The following is an 18363-nucleotide window of genomic DNA, read 5'->3' as shown; positions in this document are numbered from 1 at the left end:
TCTCCCCCCGAACAACCCCACTCCCTCTCCGCGCCGGCGGCCGGGCTCCCCCGTCGCGCCGCCGGGGGGCGCGGCGGGGGGGCCGGCGCCCCCCCACCACAAGTCTCCCCGACTACGAACAGGGGGGAACCACGCCGCTCCACCAGAGGTAGTTCTGGGCGCTGTATGCGTCACCGAAGTAGCTGCCGTCGGCCAGGTAGTGGTCCAGGTGGTTCCACTTGGGGTCGCCGTTGACGGTCTGCCCGAAGCCCCAGCACAACATGTTTGCCTTCTGGTCCGCGTAGCCGCGGCCCTTCAGGTTGCAGCTCTGCGACGCGCAGCTCCGAAGACCCACTCCACCGTCTCGGGTGTCGTAGCCGCCCCAGGCCTCCGCTTGGGCCGTCCCGTTTCCGATACCAACTGCCGCGAGGCCCAACATCGCTGTGGCCACAGCGGTTGCCATCCTTCGCATGATCCCTCCCTAGCTCTCACCTTGGCTCCCGCTCATCGGCAGGGGCCCTCAAGGGCAAACATGTGCGGGCAAGCCCGCCGAATAGCATGCATGTTCGCTCACGGTGAGAATGGCGCCACATCGAGATCAAGTACAGCGAGAATTTGCACCATGCGATGCCAACAAGCCGACATCGAAGGGCAATTCGATGGCCATTCGATGACAGATCGAATCGGGGTGAAGTTGCTTACGGATCACATCGAGTACAGATGATCGAAATCCATACCAAACCGATCAATCGCGCTGTTCGACGCCCCACGCGAGCGTCTGCGATGAGCTCGCGGCCCGGCAGGACCTCCCCTCCGAGCGCCTCACAGGCCATGGAAAAGTCCGGCACGGAATGGCGCATTACCGATGTGTCGGCGCTTCGAGGTGATGGCGATGGGAGAGCAAGCGAGACCCCGGTCCTGGCGGGACGCGCCGGACCTGACGGCCAGGCGTGTCGGTGGAAGCGAGACGTCCGGCAGCAACAGTGAAGGAGTAGAGACTGCATGCGGGCTGTGTCATTGCCACCCCCTGGAAACGGGCTTCAAGTTCGGATGACCGAAATATGACGCTTTAATGCTTGGTCGATACTTGGTTTTATGGGATCTAAGTCGGAAAGCGTCCCCAATGTGGCTGCTTCGAGTGAGCCGCAGGGTTCCCGGGACCTGCTCGCAGGTGAAGCAGCCGAATGCGCGGTGACCATCACGACCAGCAGCAGCCCGAGGGTGTCCATCACGATGTGCCTCTTGCGGCCGTTCATCTTCTTCCCGCCATCGCATCCCCGGCTCGCGCTCGGAACCGAGGAGGCGGCCGGTCGTGGAACTCGGCGACCAGGCCGCAGTCCCGCCACCGTCGGAAGAAGGCTTAGACGCGGTCCCACGCGGGAAAGTCCTCCGGCATCGCCCGCCAGGTGATGCCGCCCGCACGCACTCGGGCCGGCCTGAGCACCTGCGTCGATCCCCTTGTCGTGTCTTCGCAGGTCAGCACGTGATGGGTGAACGAGGATTGACCGACGTCACCAGCGTCCCCAGCCGGATCCGCTCGGTGGCGGTCGCCGCAGCCGTCAGCGTGGGGACCGAGCCGAACCACGGCTCGTCCCGGAAGCTCCGCCAGGACAGGTGGTCATAGGTGTAGGCGGCGTGGAAGCCGAGCTCCTCGGCCCGCCGCCAGATCTTCTGCCCCTCGCTCCACCGGTGGATGGGGAGGATCACGGTACTCAAGCGCATGCCGTCGACCCTACGTGTTCACTCCGGCAGGTGAGGTTTCGAGCGACCCCCGGCTAGAGCGCCTTCACGGCCGCTACCGTGGCGCCGTGGGTGCATCGGGCAGGGCGGGGCCGATCTTTGGACCATGATCGATGAGGGCCACCGTCGGTGCCTACGGCGAGAGCCGAGCAACTCACACATCACTTCGGATCACTTCGGAACCGGCTTGTGGGGAGAGCAGGACATGGCGATCGCCGTTCGGGGCGCGGATCACGGCGAGCGCGCGCTCACCGACCTCATCGAGCGCTGTGCCGAGTTGAAGGGGGAGCTGGTCGCCTTCGCGCAAGGTGCGCGCTTCGACCGGTGGTTGACGCCCATTCTGTTGGAGGCCGCCGGGCCGGAGCGGCTGCTGGACGAGGATGAGGCGGTCCGGATCACCGACCACTTCATCCTGCGCTTCCGCCTGCCGGACGGTTCGACGGTGGTGGACCGGTTCGTCGGTGGGCGGCGGGACTTGGGCGAGATCGACCGGGAGATGCTGCTCGGCTGGCGGGACCCGGTCGAGGGGATCTTCGAGATCCGCCGCAAGGACGGGGATGCCCTCGTCCTGCTGAACCTGGTCGACGACCTGGAGTACCGCACCTACTCGAACGCCGGACGGGCTGCTTTCCGCGGAGTGACGAGGGGAGGGTTCCTCCACACCTGCCTGGTGCCGGTCTTCTCGGCCGACGGGACGTGGCTGGTCTCCGGGGCGATGTCGTACTACCCCAAGTCCAGCGCCACCGAGATCGCCCGGGCCGCAATCCAACTGGCCACCAGCCACCCCGAACTGGTCTTCCGCAACCCCGAGAAGATCGAGCAGGGATGGGAGTCGATGCGGAAGGACCGGGCCGCGTTCGTCGAGTTCTTCGGCAGCGACGAACTGGTCCTTCCGCCCGCCGAAGCCGAGGAACGGCTCAACGCCTACTACCGGCACCGGCGGGAGGACACCGCCGCCGAGCATCCCGACCGCGCCCGGGGCAGGCGGCTCCCAGGCCTCGACTTCCCGGCTTTCGAGCTGCCGCGGGACCTTGCGGATGCGGACACCGTCGGAGTCATCTACGACGAGGTCGACGGACTCAACTTCTACGCGGGCTACGGGCTGTTGCGGGACCTCTTCGCCGACCCTTCCCGCACGGGCCGTAAACCGCACCAGGACCTGCTGCGCACATTCCTGCGCGAGGAGTCGATCACGCCACTGCCGATCCGCCGACTGGCCGCCGCCCACCCGGAGGCGGCCGACTCGGTGTTCCGGAAGCTGCTGCGGAAGCCCGGGTTCACCTGGAGCGAGCACGGAGAGGCCTTGCTGCGCCGCCGCAAGCCCTGGTACTACGCGCAGGAGCCCCGCCCCGGCGTCTCCGTCATCGGCGAGCGCCTCGGCGAACTGGCCGCCGGCGGGCGACGGCAGAGGTTCACCAGCGCACGGCGCGTGCCGGGCCAATCCCATCGCCCGTAGCCGCGAACTCCGTGGCCGCCGTCGTCAGAAGTCCGCTGAAGGGCGGCCGGTCAGAGCTGGCGGACGATGGGGAGGGTGTCCGTGCCGCGTTGGCGGGCGGCGCGGCGGGCGAGGCCGGGGGAGTTGCCGGTGCCGAGGATCTGGCCGTCGGCGATCGCGATCCAGGTGCCCGGTGCCAGTCCGGTGGGCGGGGTGAGGGACAGGGCCGACGTCAGGGCGGGGTCCGGTTGGAGGCGGTCGGGGTGTGGGGTCGGCGAGTCGGTGCCGGCGCGCCAGCGGGCCGTCGTCCGCTCGCCGCCCAGTCGGCGTGACCACAGCACGTGCTGCACCACGATCAGGGGGCCGAGCACGGTCAGCAGGGGGAAGCCCGCGGTCAGCGCGCCCAGGGCGAACAGCGCGCTGACCGCGCTGGTCACGACCACGCCGGCGGCTGCCGCCAGCAACGCGGCCGTCCGTCCGAACGCCTTGGCGGCGACCAGCGGGAACAGTACGAGGAGCAGCAGGTCGCCGAGGCCCACGGCGACCGGCGGGCTGCCGCCCGTCAGGACGAGCATCGGGGCGAACGGCCGTCCCTGGACCTGGGTGACGAAGTTCGCGGTGACCTGCGTCAGGGTGGTCGCCACCAGGTCGTAGCAGGACAGGACGGCGGCCAGGCCGGCCGCGTGCGCCGATCGCATTCCGCTCTGCGTCCACAGGTTGGCCACGCCCACCACCGCGACGGCGAGCATCACGTCGGTGCAGGCGCGCACCGCGGCGGGGTGGCCGCTGCACGCCGCCGTGGCGCCGGCGGCCACGAGTGCGAGGCCCCAGGCCCAGCGGCCGGAGCAGACCGGTGCCAGGGTGAACTGCACCGCCAGGCAGAGCACCAGGCCGAACAGCGCCGAGACGACCACGCCCGGCAGCTTGAGGTAGAGCAGCGGGGCCAGCACGACGCCGACGCACAGGACGGCGATGTCGCCGGAGGTGTAGACGCCCACCGGAGGCCTGGGCATCCGCACGCGGACCAGGTACCCCCCGGCCGCGGCCATCAGCAGGGCCACGCAGCAGCTCAGGGCGACGAGGGGGATCGCGTTCATGCGCCGCTCCCGGCCCGGACGCCGACCGGACGGGCCGACTCGAAGGTGTGTTCCCGCAGGTCCGCGCGGACCGGGCTGGACGGCGGCAGTTTCGACCGGTCGTCGTGGAGCACGATGCCGGCCAGCGGCAGCCCCGCCGCCGACGCCCCCTGTTCGAGCCTGCGGTGCAGTGTCGCCGCGGGCAGCGCACGGACCAGGAGGTGCAGCAGCGCACCGCCGTCCGGCTCCTCGGTCAGCGTGTACCTGGCCGGCAGCGGCACGTCCGGCTCCCCCTCGACCAGGTCGAGGACGTCCCTGGTCGGCACGGAGGCGCTAAGCGGCCCCGACCAGCGGCCCAGGACGGCGGACGTGGCCGGCAGGTGCGCCCACTCGCACCCGGCCTCGCCGACGGGCAGCCGGACCAGGTCGCCGGTGGCGTACCGCAGCAGCAGGGTGCACTCCCGGTAGGGCACGAAGGGGGTGTGCACCAGCATCCCGACCTCCCCCGGCGCGGTCGGCTCCCAGGTCTGCGGGTCGAGCACCTCCAGGTGCCCGAACTCGGTGGTGTGGTGCAGATGCCCCTGGGAGCACGGCGTGCCGCCCGAGGGGAGCGTCTCCGTCATCAGGTAGGACGTGGACACCGGTGCGCCGAACGCCGCTTCGGCCCGCTCCCGCAGGGGGGCCGACAGCACCTCGCCGCCCACCCCGATGCTCTCCAGCCCGAAGTCCGCGGACCGCCACCCGCCCTGCTCGGCCTCCTGCACGAGCGCGGAGAGGTACGACGCGGAGGCGGTGAGGTGGGTGATCTGCGGGGCCTTGCCGGGCAGGCCGAGCGGTGCGGCGAGGCGGTCCAGGGCGAGCGCGGGGTCGATCGTCCCGAACTGGACGAACGAGGCGCCGACCCGGGTGGTGGACTCCTCGGCGACGACCAGCGGCAGGGTGGCCCTGGAGCAGCCCGCGTACGCCACGGTGTGCCGGGGGCGCAGCCCGAGGGTCAGGGCCGCCGAGATGGTGCTGAGGGCGATCGTCGTCTCCAACTCGGCCCGGGAGTACCAGACCGCGGTCGGGGTGCCGCTGGTGCCGGTGGTCAGCGCCATCAGGGCGGGCGCGGCGGCGGCGGAGACGAACGCGGCGGGCAGGCCGCGCAGGGCCGCCTTCGGGGTGACGGGCACCCGCGACCAGGTCTCCGTGTCGAGCGTGTCGGGGTCGATCCCGAGGTCGTCGAAGGTCCGCCGGTAGTAGGCCGTGTGGCGGACGGCGGCGCGCGCGGTGGCCCGCAGGCTCCGCCGGGTGACCGTGCGCCGCACCGACGGGTCGACCTGCCCGGCCTGCCCCGGCAGCAGTGCCGAGTCCGCGCCCGGCTCGCCGAACTCGGCGAGCGTGCGGACCATGTCGTCGGCGATCCGTCCGAGGTCCTGGGGCCGGATCCTGCGGTTGAGCAGGATCGATGCACCGTACCGGAGTTGACTCACCGCAGTGCCGAACACGAGACCTCCTGGAACCTGGGCCGGGGATGCTCACCCCGGCCCAGGCCGGGACGACTCGGTCAGGCCATGTGCGCGAACATGGCGGCGGTCAGGGTGCTCAGGGCGTACTTGAAGTAGTGCTTGACCATGTCAAGACCTCCTGGTGGGGCTGGCCGGCGCGGCCGAGCACGCCCCGATGGCGTGCTCCGGTGCCGGCGGGTGGGGAGTGCAGTTTAGGGAATCGAACAATGCGCGACCAGAGGTGAGACGGCATCAAATTCCGTGCCACGAAAGGGCGGTGGCGCAGCTCGGCCGGGCAGGGCCTACGGGTGCGGGCGGGTGCGCTGGGCCGGGAGGCGGGGCTCGGGGGCGCGGCGGGCGATCTCGGCGAGGGTGTGGAAGAGGACGTCGCCGAGCAGGACCGGCTCGCGGGAGGCGTCCGGGGAAACGTCCGGGGAAGCGCCCGAGGAGGCGTCCGGGGAGGCGGCGGGCGGGATGGTCGGGGGAGGCTCGTCTCGGAGCTGGCGAGTGGGCATGGCTCTTCCTGCCGACGGGGTGGCCGTGCACACTCCTGCCCGTCGCGCCCCGGGGACACCCCGGCCGCCGGGCGAATAGGCCGGAAACGGCGCCTCGGGGGCCGAAAGCCACAGGTCCGGCGGGTCGGCGGCGCCGTCCTGCGGGTCCGCGACGAGGTCCGTCCTCGCCGGTGACCGGTGTGGCACCGATGGGCGAAGATGGACCGGTGACCGAAGCCCGTACCGCCCCCCGCCTCATCGCCACCGACCTGGACGGCACCCTGCTGTGCGCCGGCGGCACCGTCAGCGAACGCACCGCCGCGGCCCTGGCGGCCGCGGAGGCGGCCGGGGTGCAGGTGGTGTTCGTCACCGGGCGGCCGCCGCGCTGGATGCAGCAGGTGAGCGCGCACATCGGCGGCCACGGGGTGGCGATCTGCTCGAACGGCGGCGCGGTGGTGGACGTGCGGCGCGGTGAGCTGCTGGAGTCGTTCCCGCTGCCGGTGGAGACGACCCTGGCGGTGGTCGAGGTGCTGCGCGCCAAGCTGCCCGGCACCGCGTTCGCCTTCGAGTACCCGGACGGGTGGGCCCGCGAGCCCGAGTACGCGGTGCCGATGTGGGGTGACGACCTGGAGCACGCGGTCGGCCCGGCGGAGAAGCTGCTGAGCGCCGGCGGGCCGGTCCGGGGCCTGTTCAAGCTGCTGGCCAAGCACCCCGACCTCGACCCGGACACGTTCCTCACCCAGGCCCGGGAGGCCGCCGGGCAGCTGGCCGAGATCACCCGCTCGGCGCCGATCCCGCTGCTGGAGATCAGCGCGCCCGGCGTCACCAAGGCCAGCACGCTGGCCCGTTGGTGCGCCGGGCACGGGATCGACCGGAGCGAGGTGGTGGCCTTCGGCGACATGCCGAACGACCTGGAGATGCTGGACTGGGCCGGCACCGCGTACGCCGTCGCCAACGCGCACCCGCAGGTGCTGGCGGCGGTGCCGCTGCACACCGTGAGCAACGAGCAGGACGGCGTCGCGGCGGTGCTGGAGGAGCTGCTGCGGTTCCCCTAGCTCCCCTGGCTCCCCTGGCTCCCCTAGGACGTATCGCCCGGGCCTAGCCGAAGCGGCCGTTCACGTAGTCGGAGGTCCGCTGGTCGCGCGGGTTGCCGAAGACCTGCGCGGTCGGCCCGGCCTCCACGATCCGGCCCGGGGTGTCGTGGGTGGCCAGGAAGAAGGCGCAGGTCTGCGAGACGCGCTGGGCCTGCTGCATGTTGTGGGTGACGATCACGATGGTGAGCCGCCCGCGCAGTTCGGCGATGGTCTCCTCGACCCGTCGGGTGGAGGTCGGGTCGAGCGCGGAGCACGGCTCGTCCATCAGCAGGATGTCCGGCGAGACCGCCAACGACCGTGCGATGCACAGGCGTTGCTGCTGCCCGCCGGAGAGTGAGCCGCCCGGGGTGTGCAGCCGGCTGGAGACCTCGTCCCAGAGCCCGGCGCGGCGCAGGCTGGTCTCCACCAGGTCCCGGCGCTCCTCCTTGGAGACCTTGATCCCGGCCAGCTTCAGGCCGCTGGCGACGTTGTCCTGGATGGACATCGCCGGGAACGGGTTGGGCCGCTGGAACACCATGCCGATCCGGCGTCGTACCTCGGCGGGGCGCCGACCGGGACGGTAGACGTCGTCGCCCTCCAGCAGCACCTCGCCGGAGAGCGCGGCGCCGCGCACCATCTCGTGCATCCGGTTGAGGATCCGCAGGTAGGTGGACTTGCCGCAGCCGGACGGGCCGATCAGCGCGGTGACCTCGCCGGCCGGCATCGCCAGCGAGACCCGCTCCAGCACCTTGCGGGCGCCGAACCAGGCGGAGACCTCCCTGGTCTCCAGCCCGGCCAGCGGCTCGCCGCCGGGGTGCGGGGCCGGCGGCAGCGGCGGGAGGGTGAGGGTGTCGGCGGCCGGGTCGGTCGCCGGGGCGTCGACCGTCCCCAGGCCGGTGGTCGGGGTGTCGGTCATCGGTGCATCCGTCATCGGTACGGCCTTCCGGGCGCGCTTCAGTAGAGGTTGGGCAGCAGGGCGGCGGCGTTCTCGTAGACCGCCCAGAGCAGTGCGCCGAGCACCGGCGCGAGGCTCAGGTAGGCCGCCGAGGCCCGCCAGTACCGGGCCAGCAGGAGCGCGCCGAGCACCACGCCCAGCAGTCCGAGCGACCACAGTTGCAGCGTGGCCAGCGCGCCCTTGTCGGCGGCCAGCGCCTTGTCGTACGGGACGGTCCGGGGCCGGCCGCCGGGGTTCTGCTGGGGGTCGCCGTCCAGCCGGGCTCCGACCATCACGGTCGAGCCGGGGATCCAGTCCGAGTCCCCGGTGACCAGGACGAGCCGGTTGCGGGCCGGGTCGGTGATCGGGTGGTCGCCGTCGCCGTACACGTTGACGGTGTAGGTGAACTTGCCCTGCCCGGTGGTGGCCTCGATCTTGTCGCCGACCCGGAGCCCGGACAGTTGCGCGAAGGGCGCGCCGAAGGTGGCGCCGCGGCCGAACAGCACCGCGACGCCGCCCTGGCCGGGCAGGGCGGTGTCCCGGCGGTGGCCGGGCCCGCGCATGAGGTCCCGGCCGGTGGTGCCCTCGACCACGACGGCCTGGTGCAGGCCGATCGCCGGGATGTCCAGCAGGGCCACCGGGGCGCCGTCGGCGGCGGCCCCGGTGGGGGCGACGGCCCGGGCGAGCTGGTCCCGGAAGGTCTTGTACGCGGTGGACTGGAAGTGCCGTTCCTGGACGTGCGAGAGCGTGAACAGGTAGCCGACGAAGCCCAGCACCAGCGCGGCCAGCAGGCTGGCCACCCGGGCGCCCTGGAGGAGGCGGCGCCGCGAAGGGGCGGCGGCGGGCCCGGCCGCGGGGGTCGCGGCGGGTGGGCCCGCGGGCGTGGCCGGCCGCACGGGGGCGGCCGGCTTCTCCAGCACCGGGGCGGTCACGAGGCGCCGTCCGAGGACTTGCGCCGCCGCAGCAGCCGCCGGCCGAGCAGCGGCGGGACGAGCACCACGGCGAGCAGTTCGAGGGCGGTGAGCGTGCTCAGCGTCCAGTCCTCGGGCTTGCCGGCCACCTCGACCACGTTCGCCGCGACTTCGGTGCTGCCGCCGCGGCCGCGGGCGACGACCTGGCCGGTCTGCGGATCGACGACGTCCTCGGTGCCCGGGTCGCCCGGCGCGGCGCCGGCCGCGTTCGGGTCCGTGCCGGCCGCGCCGTCGGCAGCTGCGCCGCCGTCCCCGGTGCCGCCGGTGCCCGCGCCGCCACCGCCCGTACCGCCACCGGTACCGCCGGTGCCGCCGGACCCACCTGTGGCCGTGCCGTTGCCGGTCCGGCCCGAACCGCCGGCGGCCGTGCCTCCGGCGCCCCCGGTGCCGCCCGTGCCGCCCGTGCCGCCGGTCCCGCCGGCCGCGCCGCCGCCGGTGCCGCCCGAACTACCCGCGCCCGAACCGGTCTTGACCGGCTGGCCGTCCTGCATGGTGCAGTCCAGCGGAGCGCCCTGCTTGTCGCAGGGGCTGGGCTGCGGCGCGTTCTTGAGGACGGTCAGCTCACCGGCCGAGTTGAAGGTCGGGTTCGCGCAGTTGGAGAGGGTGTCCGGGTCGACGGGGCTGGCGTTGCCCGGGATGCTCTTGGTCTGCAGCAGCCCGCCCTTGACCAGGTTGCGCGGGATCGGCGAGTAGCCGAGGCCGTCCGCCTCGCCCTGGCCCTCGCACAGCACGTAGGCGAGGAAGCGGCTGAGGGCACCGCCCTTGTCGTTGTTGAAGCGGGGCGGCGGCTTGAGCTCCGCTCCGGCGCGCGGCACGATCACGTAGCTGTAGCTGGAGATCGGGTAGGCGCGGGGGTCGTCCATCGTGTAGACGCCGTCGAGGTTCTGCTGGAGGTAGTTCGGGTCGGTCGCCGGGGTGTTGTCGTCGACGCCGCGGATCTTCGCCGCGGTGAGCGCGACCGCCACGTTGGAGGCCGTCGGCAGGGAGTAGTAGCCGGCCTTGTTGAGCACCTTCACGACCGGCCAGTTGCTGCGCTTGGCGAAGGCGTACTCGTCGTAGCCGATGGTGCCCTGGCCGATCGAGGACTTGATGTAGCCCGCGACGATGTCGGAGCCGTTCTGCGCGGTCATCCGGCCGGACGGCGGGTAGAACTCGGTGTAGTCGCCGCAGGTGGTGCCGTTGACGGACTTGCAGTAGTCGTCCCACTGGGCCTGGTAGCTGTGCTCCATCCAACGGGTGAACTGCGCGGTGGCGCCGGAACCGTCCGAGCGGACCACCGGGGTGATCGGCATGCTCTGCAGCGGCTTGCCGTAGTCGGCGGTGATCTTCGGGTCGTTCCAGTTGGTGATCTTGTTGGTGAAGATGTCCACGATGGTCTGCGGGGAGAGTCGCAGGTCGCGGACCTGCTTGCCGCCGACCTGCAGGTTGTACATGAAGGTGGTGCCGCCCGCGGTGATCGGCACGTACGAGAAGCCGTAGACCGGGTTCTCCCGGCCGCCCTGGCCGCCGGTGCGGGCCGATTCGCTGAGGCCGGTGTCATCCCCGCTGCGGAACGGCACGTCCGAGGCGGTGAAGTCGGTCTGCCCGTTGCTCCAGGCCGTGCGGCCGGCGGCCGAGCCGACCGGGTTGAAGTTGATCTGGATGCCCTGCGGCCCGACGTCCTGGCGCCACTGGTCGATCGCCGGACCGGACCAGCTGGAGCCCTGGGCGCTCAGCGCGACCGACGCCGCGAACGCCGCCCCCTGCCCGAGCAGCAGTGAGGCCGCGGCGAGCGACAGGGACAGCAGCACGGCCAGGGTGCGGGCCACGGGGCGGCTTGCGGCCTCCCACGACATGGGAACTCCTCTGGTACGGAGGGTGGTTGGGCGGGACATCAGCGCTTCTCCGGCTGGATGGCGTACGGGCGGGCGACGGCGGCCGCGGCGGCCGCCTCGAGACGACGGGCGTCCCGGTTGATCCGGCGCTTCTGACCCCTCGTCAACTGGCCGGGCCGACGGCCGCCGAGCACCCGGGCGGTGACGAACAGGACCAGCACCACGGCCATCAGGGTCAGCCCCGCGGCGAAGGCCCGCGCGACCATCTCGGGGTAGGGCTGCTTGACGTAGTTCCAGATGTAGAGCGGCAGCGACACCTGAGGCTCGGTGAACGGGTCGGCATTGAACTGCGCGGTGAAGCCCGAGGTCAGGAGCACCGGCGAGGTCTCGCCGACGCCGCGCGCCATGCCGAGCACCACCGCCGTCACCAGACCGGGCCGGGCGGTCGGCAGCACCACGTTCCACACCGTCCGCCACTGGCTGCCGCCGAGCGCGTACGAGGCCTCGCGCAGGGTGCCCGGCACCAGCCGGATGACCACCTCGGCGGCCCGGGTGACGATCGGCATCATCATCACGGTCAGCGCCAGCGAGGCCGCGAACCCGCTCTGCTCGAACCCGAGGGTGAGGATCACCACGCCGAGCACGAACAGGCCCGCGACGATCGACGGCAGCGCGGTCATCGCCTCGACCAGGGTCCGCACCGGACGGGCCATCCGGCCGCCGACCTCGGACATGAAGACCGCCGCGGCGATGCCCAGCGGCACCGCGAACAGCGTGGCCAGGCCCAGCTGTTCGAGCGAGCCGACGATCGCGTTGAGCGCACCGCCGGAGGTGATCGGGGAGAGCGCGGCCGTCCTCTCCATCGACTCGGTGAAGAAGTTCAGGTGCTGGGCCGCCTCGGAGCCTCGGACCACCAGATAGCCGATCTGGTCGACGATCAGCGCGAGCACCAGCAGTCCGGAGCTCCACGCGACCACCGACACCAGGCGCTCGCGCACCAGCAGCCTGCCCCACTGGAGCCGCCCGAGGGTGAAGTAGCCGGCCAGGAACAGCACGTACCAGCAGACCAGGAAGCCGAACGCGCCGCTGAACGGCAGGATCCGCTCGTAGCTCATCCAGTCCAGCGCCAGCGAGCCGACCAGCGAGCCGGCCACGGTGAGCACGTCCTCGCGGGTGACCCCGCCGAGCTTCACCCGCCGCTCCGGGCGCGGGAGTACGGGTGCGGGGGCGGGCGGCGCCTCGGCGGGCTCGGACGCGGCCACGGGTGGCAGGTCGAGCGTGGTCATCGGGTCGTCCCTTCAACGGGGTTGGTCATGTCGGCCGCCCTTCTCAGTCCGCGGTCGAGGCGCCGGAGCGCGACCGGTTGATCACGAAACCGGCCGCGACGTTGACCAGCAGGGTCAGTGCGAACAGCACCAGGCCGGCCGCCATCAGCGCGGAGAGCGACAGCGCGTCCGACTCGCCGAAGCGCAGCGCGATCAGCGCCGAGATCGAGTTGGCGCCGTTCTCGAGGATGTGTGTGATGGTCTTGAAGTTCGGCGAGATGATCAGCGCGACGGCGATCGTCTCCCCCATCGCCCGGCCGAAGCCCAGCATCACCGCGCCGATCACACCGCCCTTGCCGAACGGCAGCACCACCGCGCGCACCATCCCCCAGCGGGTCGAGCCGAGCGCGTACGCGCCCTCCCGCTCGCCCTGCGGGGCCTGGGAGAACACCTCCCGGCTGAGCGAGGTGACGATCGGGATGATCATCAGGGAGACCACGACGCCCGCGATGAAGGTGGACGAGGTGTAGGACGTCCCGATGTCGCCGGTGCGCACCTTGAGGAAGGGGATCGCGTCGCCGAGGTGGTTGGCCAGCCAGCGGACGAAGCCGATGATGCGCGGCTGGAGGAAGAACAGCCCCCACAGGCCGTAGATGATGCTGGGGATCGCCGCCATCAGGTCGATCAGCGAGACCAGCACCGAACGCAGCCGCACGGGCGCGTACTCGGCGATGAAGACCGCCGTGGTCAGCGCCACCGGGACGGCGATGGCCAGGGCGATCACGGCGATCAGCAGGCCGTTCGGCAGGACGGCGGCGATGCCGAAGTTGTGCGCGGCGGTCTGCCACTTCTGCTCGGTCAGGAACGACCAGCCCACCGCGCGCAGCGCGTCCGTGCCGCGCAGCAGCAGGAAGAACGCGATCAGCCCCATGATGGCGAAGACCGAGATCCCGGCGAGCCGCAGCACGCCGCGGAACACCCGGTCGCCGGGGGTGGCGGGGGCGGTGATGACGCGCGGGACGTCGGGGTCGGGCTGGCCGTCGGGGTGGCCTGGCGCCCCGGCGTACGGTGCCGCGGGCTCGGCGGCGGCTGTCATGGTCTGCTCTCCGTGCTCGGGTACGGGTGCCGGGGCGGTGCCCCGGCCTGGACGGCGGCCCGACGAAAGCGTCGAAGGCGGCTCGGTCGGCTGGTTCGTGGTCGTCGGTCGGTCGCCGGCGTTCCGGTCGGTCGCCGGTCGGTCGGTCGCCGGCGTTCCGGCCGCCGGTCGGTCCGGTCGCCGACGCGCGGGCGGCGCGGGTCGGGCTGCGGGCCTGGTCAGCGGGCCCGGGGCAGACGGCAACGGGACCGGGCGGACGAGTCGGCGGGGCCGGAACGGCGGCCCCGCCGAGTCGTCCGAGGTGCGCCGGCGTCAACCGGCGCGGGCGTCAACCGCGGGCGTCAGCGGCCCCAGCGGCGGCGACGCACCCGCGACCAGCCCTCGCGCAGCCCGGTCAGCGCCTTCTGCCCGGCCGGAGTGCCGCCCAGCAGCAGCGTCGCCGGTCCGCCGACCAGCAGCACCAGGCCGCCGATCAGCGCGATCGGGAGCAGCAGGCGGGCCATGCCGGAGCGGTCCGCCGCCGGCGTGCCGGCCGCGACGGGCGCCACGGTGATCGGCTTGCCGGACGCGGAGGGGGCGGCGGCGGCCTTCGCCCCGCCGGCCGTTGCGGCGGCCGGGACGGCGGCGGATCCGCCGGTGCTGGCCGTGCCGCCGGTCGTCCCGGTGGAACCGGTGGATCCGATGGAGCCGGTGCCGCCGGTGCCGCTGGTCCCGCCGGTCGTGCCGAAGGTGTTGCCGTCGGCCGAGGTGTCCCCGGTCCCGCCGGCCGCCGTGCCGCCGTCGCTCACGGGCGCGGGCGCGGTGCCGGGAGCGGCGCCGTCCGTGGAGCCCGATCCGCCCGCCGGGGTGCCGCCGGTGCCACCGGTCGTCCCCGGGTCGGGGGTGACGGGGGGCGGGTTCGGCGGCGCGGCCTGGTTGCCGGGCAGCTTGCCGTCCTGCGTCTCCACGTGCGAGGCGGCGTCCGCCGCCTGCGCGCGCTGGGCGTTGGTCAGGGCGAGGAAGCCCTGCGCCAGCCGGCCCGGCTCGGTGCCGTACACCTGGCCGCTGGTCGTCACCGTCTTCAGGAACTTGGTGATCGCCGCCGCCTTGGCGTCGGGCACACCCTTGGTCGGCACCATCGCGTACTGCACGCTGGTCAGCGGGTAGGCGAACTGGTCGTGGGCGTACGCCGTGTCGGCGACGCCGTACGGCAGTTGCTGGACACCCGTCGACGCGTCCACCGTCATGTCCGCCACCGCGGACTGGAAGCTGGACGTGCTGGGCGCAGCGAACCCGCCCGCCGGGTTGAGGAGTTGGGCCTCGGGGAGCGCGTAGGCCTTCGCCTGGCCGGCGTCCATGATCGAGAACAGCGTCCGGCTGCCCGGGTCCATCGGCGCGCACTGGTTGTGGCCGCCGTCGGGCTGGATGGTCGGATCGATGCAGGTCGGCTTGTTCTGCAGCAGCTTCCGCGCCACGTCACCGAGCCCCGTGGTGACCGGATTCCACTCGTACTCACGCCAGTTGCTGCGCGGCTGCGTCGTCGCCCCGACCAGCCCGGAGGAGTCCTGCCGGGCGAAGGAGTCGGTCGGGTAGCCGGAGAAGGCCGGCCGCAGGTAGTACGTGTCCACCCGCATGCCCCACGGGTCCGGCTCGCCGTCCAGGAAGCGCGCGGCGTCCGGGTCGGAGGCGATCCACGAGGTCAGCTGGTACACCAGGTCCGTCGTGCCGCCGACCACGATGGGGCTGGACTGCGAGACCGCGCAGGACGTCGGCCACTTCAGCCCGCTCTCCGGCGGCAGCGGGTTCAGCTTCAGGAACTCCTGGTCCCGGAAGATGCAGGTCGGGTTGCCCTTCACGGAGGCGATCACGCCTCCGGCGGGCGAGTACGACTGGGTGAGGAGCTTGGCCAGCAGCCGGGCGTTGAGCTTCATGTCCCTGATCTGCCGACCGGTCGACGGGTCGTCGACCACGAAGGCCACCGACACGCCAGAGGCCGACAACGGCGCGTAGACGTACGGGCGTTGCGGCGTCGACGTGTCCGGTCGGACCGTCAGGGCGACGTCCGTCGCTCCGCCGAGGAAGTCGGCCCGGGCCTGCGGCTCACCGCCGGCGGGAAGGTACTGGAAGGACAGCGGGTTGTCGCCCAGGCACAGGCCGGAACGCCACAGCTGCACGGCCCGGTTGGCCGCCTCCAGGCCCGCGGCACGGAACGCCGACGTCTGCGCCTCGCAGGCGGCCGGCGAGGGCGCGAAGGCCAGCGGCACCACGGCCCGGTTCTCCCAGGCGCACTGCTCGCCGCTCGACATGCCGTTGGCCGCGTCCTTGCCGAACACCTCGTCCGACGCGAGCTTGTATCCGGTGGTGAGATCGAGGGTGTGGTTCGTGCAGTCCACGGTCTGCTGCGGATTCGTCTGGCCGAGGCTGTCACCGCCGTAGTTGGCCTCCACCACCAGGGAACACGGGTGGGTGGCATCGCAGGCCAGGGTCGGGCTCTGCAGCCCCGTGTACAACTCGATGGTCGCGGCTCCCGAACCGTCCATACTGGTGGGGGAGATCACCATGTTGCTCGGGAAGTCCGGCGCAGGCACGTCGGTCTTCCGCTGCTGGAACCCGGCAGCCGGATCCAGCCCGTACATGGTGCTGCCGTAACAGTCGGTGACCTTTGGATCGGTGCCGCGGCACTCGTAGATCCGGACGGCGAAGAAGGAGTAGGCGTCGCCGGGCTTCACGATCGTCCTCGGCTGGCCGTTGCCGTCCGTGGTCGGGGTGAAGCCGCTCCAGGAGAGCTGGACCACCTGGTTGGTGAGGTCCTTCGACTGCGAGAGCGTGATGCTCCCCTGCTTGCCGTACGTCCCGGTGCTCGGATTCCAGAGCTTCGGCCCCTTCACCGTCACCGCGGACGACGCCGCCACCGCCTGTGGCACCGCCCCCAGGCCGATCGGCACCACCCCGAGGGCCACCACCACCGACCACACCATCGCGATCGCCGGCCATCGGCGACGCCACCACCCCGGATCCCTCCGGTCGGGTAGTCGGACTCTCATGGCGGGCACCTCCGTGCGAATCCGCGCCGCCCAGCACGCGGCGCAAGGGGGATCAGGCATGCGGACGACCGGACGGTTCCGGTACCTGACCATTGCGCCAGCCGGATATGGCCGGATCCGGTCGACAGGGTGTACGAGACCCCAACGCAGCACCCATGGAACGGAGTTGCGTCGTCCGAATGCGTACGGGCCCGCACCGGGGTGCGGGCCCGCAGATCACCCCGCGGTCATCGCGGGCCGGGGGTCAGCTGCCCGGGGTGAAGGACAGGGCGAGCGAGCCGACCGACTGGCCGCCGGTGAAGTACGTGGTGCCGAGGGCCTTGTCCAGGTACTGCGCGCCCTCCGCGTCCACCTGGAGGCTGGAAGCGGTGAGGCTCTGCGTGGTGCCGGTGCGGCCGACCTGGGTGTCGCCCAGCGGGTCCAGCAGCGCCACCGGGTTGGTGCCGCCGTCCGGGACGGCCGTGATCTTCCAGCTGCGGACGCCGAAGTCGAGCTGCTTGAAGACGACGCTCTTGCCGTTCGTGGCGTTGAAGAAGAGCAGGCTGCCGCCGAACTGCACGTCCCCGGAGAAGGACGGGATGTTGGCCGCTCCGCCGGTCACCGGGAAGGTCGCGGTGATGGCGTTGTTGGCGGCGGCCGCGGTGGCCGGCGTCAGCGGGACGACGACGATGCCCTTGAGCACCGACTTGGCCAGGAACGCGCCGTCGACGGTGATCACGGCGCTGCCGGTGGGCGCGGTGGCGGTGGTGTCGGCCACGGCCACACCGCCGACACCGGTGACCGCCAGGACGACGGCGGCACCGGTGGTGGCGAGGCGGATGCCGGTTCTTGCCATGCTGAACTCCTTGGGAGAGGTGGGATGGTGCGGGTGGAGCAGTGGTCAGCTGTGCGTGATGCTCCCGCAGGCGTGGGGCGGCAGCGGAAGGAAGCCGAACCCGGTGATGTCCGCGAGGGCGGTCGGATTGGTGCAGATCCAACCGTCGGCGCCGAAGACGGAGCGCAGTGCGGCACCGTGGGCGTCGGCGGCGTTCCAGTCGGAGCGGCGGAGCACGTGGTAGAGGGAGAGGACGTAGCTACCGCCGACGAAGTTCTTGTTGATGGCCTTCTTCGCGGTGTCGACCGGCGCGTCGCCGTTGACGTTGCGGATGGTCAGCGGGCCCTGCACATCCGAACCGCTGCCCCGGCCGTAGTACATCTGCCCGACGTAGTGCCCCACGGAGTAGGGGACCAGCGCGTCGGGGTCGTTCAACTGGGCGTCGCTGCCCTCGTTCTCCTGCACACCCTCGGTCACACAGAGGCCGAAGGCCGAGACGCCGATCTTCCACAGGAAGTTCGTGCGGAGGGCTGAGCCGGGCTGCGGCAGGAACGGCTTGATGGTGGTGCTGGGCAGGCTGGGGTCGATCTGGTCCCAGGTGGTGACGTTGCAGGTGTAGATGTCCTTGAGGTTCTGCGTGGTCAGGTTGGCCGGCGCGTTACCACCGGATTTGGCCGCCCAGGACACCGCGTCCGATGCGAACGCCACGAATTCGAAGGTGTTCGGGTCGGTCAGTGCCGGACCACGTGAGGAGCGGGCGAAGTCCACCGCGGTACTGGTGTTGTTCTTCAAGGCCTGGATGCCGGCGTCGGCCCCGTTCGGGCGGGCGATCGACGTGGCGCCGGTCTTGGTGGTGATCGGCGAGGTGCCGGTCGCGTCCCAGCTGTACAGGCGCGGCGTGGTGGTGTCGGTGCTCGGGATGGTGGCGTTGTAGTCCGCGGAGAGCTGGTTCATCACCAGCTGCGTGACGCCGTCCCCCACCCCCACGATGTCCCGTGCGGCCGGCAGCGACGTCGGATCGGCGGCCCCCGTGCCGCCGGTCGCGGTGACGACCGCAGTCGCCAGAGCGGCGGCGGCGAGCAGCTTCTTCGTCGTTCCACGCATGGTCCCGGGCCCCTTCGACGGCTCCTCCGATGGCCGGCGGCCACGGGCGCTGCGCCCG

At 71.9% G+C, this 18363-nt stretch carries 14 protein-coding genes and 2 pseudogenes; 2 read left to right on the top strand and 14 right to left on the bottom strand.

Going from position 1 to position 18363, the window contains the following annotated elements; all coding sequences use genetic code 11:
* Positions 1–112: 112 nt before the first annotated feature.
* The 3 genes and pseudogenes from ACFV6D_RS18755 to ACFV6D_RS18745 all read right to left on the bottom strand — a co-directional run.
* Complete coding sequence (locus ACFV6D_RS18755) at positions 113–262, bottom strand: hypothetical protein (RefSeq protein ID WP_380560526.1); 150 nt, start codon at positions 260–262, stop codon at positions 113–115.
* Between the two features lie 910 nt (positions 263–1172).
* Positions 1173–1259: pseudogene (locus tag ACFV6D_RS18750) on the bottom strand (IS5/IS1182 family transposase); the annotation flags it as partial.
* Positions 1260–1461: 202 nt separating this feature from the next.
* Positions 1462–1701: pseudogene (locus ACFV6D_RS18745) on the bottom strand (LLM class flavin-dependent oxidoreductase); the annotation flags it as partial.
* 223 nt (positions 1702–1924) lie between these two features.
* On the opposite strand from ACFV6D_RS18745, the gene ACFV6D_RS18740 reads away from it, so the two are divergent.
* On the top strand, positions 1925–3175 hold the full coding sequence (locus tag ACFV6D_RS18740; RefSeq protein ID WP_380560525.1) for a hypothetical protein: 1251 nt from the start codon (positions 1925–1927) through the stop codon (positions 3173–3175).
* Positions 3176–3225: 50 nt separating this feature from the next.
* On the opposite strand, the gene ACFV6D_RS18735 is transcribed toward ACFV6D_RS18740, so the two are convergent.
* The 3 genes from ACFV6D_RS18735 to ACFV6D_RS18725 all read right to left on the bottom strand — a co-directional run bounded on the left by ACFV6D_RS18735 (position 3226) and on the right by ACFV6D_RS18725 (position 6232).
* Complete coding sequence (locus ACFV6D_RS18735; RefSeq protein ID WP_380560524.1) at positions 3226–4251, bottom strand: hypothetical protein; 1026 nt, start codon at positions 4249–4251, stop codon at positions 3226–3228.
* Positions 4248–5717, bottom strand: coding sequence for a phenylacetate--CoA ligase family protein (locus ACFV6D_RS18730; protein ID WP_380560523.1), 1470 nt, complete (start codon positions 5715–5717; stop codon positions 4248–4250). The genes ACFV6D_RS18735 and ACFV6D_RS18730 overlap by 4 nt, the downstream gene beginning before the upstream one ends.
* A gap of 302 nt (positions 5718–6019) precedes the next feature.
* Positions 6020–6232: a hypothetical protein gene (locus ACFV6D_RS18725; RefSeq protein ID WP_380335329.1), complete on the bottom strand. Its 213-nt coding sequence runs from the start codon at positions 6230–6232 to the stop codon at positions 6020–6022.
* Between the two features lie 188 nt (positions 6233–6420).
* Here ACFV6D_RS18725 and ACFV6D_RS18720 point away from each other — a divergent pair, with 188 nt between their 5' ends.
* Positions 6421–7266, top strand: coding sequence for an HAD family hydrolase (locus tag ACFV6D_RS18720; protein ID WP_063348386.1), 846 nt, complete (start codon positions 6421–6423; stop codon positions 7264–7266).
* A 43-nt stretch (positions 7267–7309) separates the two neighbouring features.
* Here the strand turns inward: ACFV6D_RS18720 and ACFV6D_RS18715 are convergent, their stop codons facing one another.
* The 8 genes from ACFV6D_RS18715 to ACFV6D_RS18680 all read right to left on the bottom strand — a co-directional run bounded on the left by ACFV6D_RS18715 (position 7310) and on the right by ACFV6D_RS18680 (position 18305).
* Positions 7310–8200 carry a phosphate ABC transporter ATP-binding protein gene (locus tag ACFV6D_RS18715; protein ID WP_079135714.1) on the bottom strand — a complete coding sequence of 297 codons (891 nt, stop codon included), beginning with the start codon at positions 8198–8200 and terminating at the stop codon, positions 7310–7312.
* Between the two features lie 38 nt (positions 8201–8238).
* A complete protein-coding gene (locus ACFV6D_RS18710; RefSeq protein WP_380560522.1) occupies positions 8239–9150 on the bottom strand; it encodes a sortase in 912 nt (303 codons plus the stop codon).
* Entirely contained in the window at positions 9147–11024 is a 1878-nt protein-coding gene (locus tag ACFV6D_RS18705) for a substrate-binding domain-containing protein (protein WP_380560521.1), read from the bottom strand. The genes ACFV6D_RS18710 and ACFV6D_RS18705 overlap by 4 nt, the downstream gene beginning before the upstream one ends.
* Positions 11025–11062: 38 nt before the next feature.
* Positions 11063–12289 carry a phosphate ABC transporter permease PstA gene (pstA, locus tag ACFV6D_RS18700; protein ID WP_380560520.1) on the bottom strand — a complete coding sequence of 409 codons (1227 nt, stop codon included), beginning with the start codon at positions 12287–12289 and terminating at the stop codon, positions 11063–11065.
* Between the two features lie 43 nt (positions 12290–12332).
* Entirely contained in the window at positions 12333–13364 is a 1032-nt protein-coding gene (gene pstC, locus ACFV6D_RS18695) for a phosphate ABC transporter permease subunit PstC (protein ID WP_063348389.1), read from the bottom strand.
* 341 nt (positions 13365–13705) lie between these two features.
* Positions 13706–16387 (bottom strand): hypothetical protein, encoded by a 2682-nt coding sequence (locus ACFV6D_RS18690; RefSeq protein WP_380560519.1) that lies wholly within the window; start codon positions 16385–16387, stop codon positions 13706–13708.
* 244 nt (positions 16388–16631) lie between these two features.
* A complete protein-coding gene (locus ACFV6D_RS18685) occupies positions 16632–17222 on the bottom strand; it encodes a hypothetical protein (protein ID WP_063348391.1) in 591 nt (196 codons plus the stop codon).
* A 45-nt stretch (positions 17223–17267) separates the two neighbouring features.
* Positions 17268–18305 carry a substrate-binding domain-containing protein gene (locus ACFV6D_RS18680; RefSeq protein WP_380335310.1) on the bottom strand — a complete coding sequence of 346 codons (1038 nt, stop codon included), beginning with the start codon at positions 18303–18305 and terminating at the stop codon, positions 17268–17270.
* Between the last annotated feature and the right edge of the window lie 58 nt (positions 18306–18363).

Origin of the sequence: Kitasatospora sp. NPDC059812 (genome assembly GCF_042732075.1) — a bacterium.
Taxonomy (GTDB): domain Bacteria; phylum Actinomycetota; class Actinomycetes; order Streptomycetales; family Streptomycetaceae; genus Kitasatospora.
This window is presented reverse-complemented; position numbering and strand designations above follow the sequence as displayed.

Coding starts and splice junctions, on each gene's coding strand:
- ACFV6D_RS18755 (WP_380560526.1), bottom strand. CDS start 262: ATGTTGTGCTGGGGCTTCGGGCAGACCGTCAACGGCGACCCCAAGTGG.
- ACFV6D_RS18740 (WP_380560525.1), top strand. CDS start 1,925: ATGGCGATCGCCGTTCGGGGCGCGGATCACGGCGAGCGCGCGCTCACC.
- ACFV6D_RS18735 (WP_380560524.1), bottom strand. CDS start 4,251: ATGAACGCGATCCCCCTCGTCGCCCTGAGCTGCTGCGTGGCCCTGCTG.
- ACFV6D_RS18725 (WP_380335329.1), bottom strand. CDS start 6,232: ATGCCCACTCGCCAGCTCCGAGACGAGCCTCCCCCGACCATCCCGCCC.
- ACFV6D_RS18720 (WP_063348386.1), top strand. CDS start 6,421: ATGGGCGAAGATGGACCGGTGACCGAAGCCCGTACCGCCCCCCGCCTC.
- ACFV6D_RS18715 (WP_079135714.1), bottom strand. CDS start 8,200: ATGACCGACACCCCGACCACCGGCCTGGGGACGGTCGACGCCCCGGCG.
- ACFV6D_RS18705 (WP_380560521.1), bottom strand. CDS start 11,024: ATGTCGTGGGAGGCCGCAAGCCGCCCCGTGGCCCGCACCCTGGCCGTG.
- pstA (WP_380560520.1), bottom strand. CDS start 12,289: ATGACCACGCTCGACCTGCCACCCGTGGCCGCGTCCGAGCCCGCCGAG.
- pstC (WP_063348389.1), bottom strand. CDS start 13,364: ATGACAGCCGCCGCCGAGCCCGCGGCACCGTACGCCGGGGCGCCAGGC.
- ACFV6D_RS18690 (WP_380560519.1), bottom strand. CDS start 16,387: ATGAGAGTCCGACTACCCGACCGGAGGGATCCGGGGTGGTGGCGTCGC.
- ACFV6D_RS18685 (WP_063348391.1), bottom strand. CDS start 17,222: ATGGCAAGAACCGGCATCCGCCTCGCCACCACCGGTGCCGCCGTCGTC.
- ACFV6D_RS18680 (WP_380335310.1), bottom strand. CDS start 18,305: ATGCGTGGAACGACGAAGAAGCTGCTCGCCGCCGCCGCTCTGGCGACT.